This is a genomic window from Micromonospora sp. NPDC049580 (assembly GCF_040675595.1).
Classification (GTDB): domain Bacteria; phylum Actinomycetota; class Actinomycetes; order Mycobacteriales; family Micromonosporaceae; genus Micromonospora.
Genome location: NZ_JBFAPG010000849.1, coordinates 1 through 1,000, shown reverse-complemented (window position 1 = coordinate 1,000; position 1,000 = coordinate 1). Strand labels below are relative to the sequence as shown.

Below are 1,000 nucleotides of genomic sequence, written 5' to 3'. Positions count from 1 at the left end.
CCGGGAGCTGTCGGCGGTGCTCGGCGCCCCGCTGCCCGCCCCGGTCGACGGGCACGTGCAGCGGTGGGGCGGCGCGCTGCCCCAGTACGCCCCGGGGCACGCCGACCGGGTGACCGCCGCGCGGACGGCGCTGCGGGCCGCGCATCCCACCCTGGCCCTGGCCGGCGCCGGCTACGACGGTGTCGGCATACCGGTCTGCGTCCGCTCCGGCGAGACGGCGGCCGACGAGATCATCACAGCACTGGGAGGATCGGCGAGATGACCGAGCAGACCAACGCGGCCCGGTTGCGGGAGCTGAACGACAGCATCCGCTACACGATGTGGTCGGTGTTCCGGGCCAGCGCCCCACTGCCGTCCCTGCGGGACAACGTCACCGGTGAGGTCGAGTCCCTCTTCGACGAGCTGGCCGGCAAGGACGTGGTGATCCGGGGCGTGTACGACGTCTCCGGGCTGCGCGCCGACGCGGACGTGATGATCTGGTGGCACTCCGCGTCGAGCGACGCGCTGCAGGACGCGTACCTGCGGTTCCGCCGCACCACGCTGGGCCGGGCGCTGACCCCGGTCTGGTCGCAGATGGCGCTGCACCGGCCGGCGGAGTTCAACAAGAGCCACATCCCGGCGTTCCTCGCCGGCGAGGAGGCCCGCCCCTACCTGTGCGTCTACCCGTTCGTGCGCTCGTACGAGTGGTACCTGCTGCCCGACGCCGAGCGGCGCGAGATGCTGGCCGAGCACGGCAAGATGGCCCGCGGCTACCCGGACGTACGCGCCAACACGGTCGCCTCGTTCGCGCTGGGCGACTACGAGTGGATGCTCGCGTTCGAGGCCGACGAGCTGCACCGGATCGTCGACCTGATGCGGGACCTGCGCGCCTCCGGGGCCCGCCGGCACGTCCGCGAGGAGGTCCCGTTCTACACGGGCCGCCGCCGGTCGGTCGCCGAGATCGTCAGCTGCCTGGTCTGATCCCCGCCGTCCGGCGCCGCACCCGGGCGGGGGTGCGGCG

The 1,000-nt window shown here is 73.6% G+C and carries 2 protein-coding genes; both read left to right on the top strand.

Going from position 1 to position 1,000, the window contains the following annotated elements; translation table 11 throughout:
- Window positions 1-262 (top strand): FAD-dependent oxidoreductase (locus tag AB0J68_RS32550; protein ID WP_363942780.1); only part of this gene is annotated, 262 nt, incomplete at its 5' end.
- Complete coding sequence (gene hemQ, locus AB0J68_RS32545; RefSeq protein ID WP_363942777.1) at window positions 259-960, top strand: hydrogen peroxide-dependent heme synthase; 702 nt, start codon at window positions 259-261, stop codon at window positions 958-960. The genes AB0J68_RS32550 and hemQ, both read left to right, overlap by 4 nt.
- Window positions 961-1,000: the final 40 nt, after the last annotated feature.

Bases quoted from the DNA above. Each gene is read 5' to 3' on its own strand.
- hemQ (WP_363942777.1), top strand. From the start codon at position 259: ATGACCGAGCAGACCAACGCGGCCCGGTTGCGGGAGCTGAACGACAGC.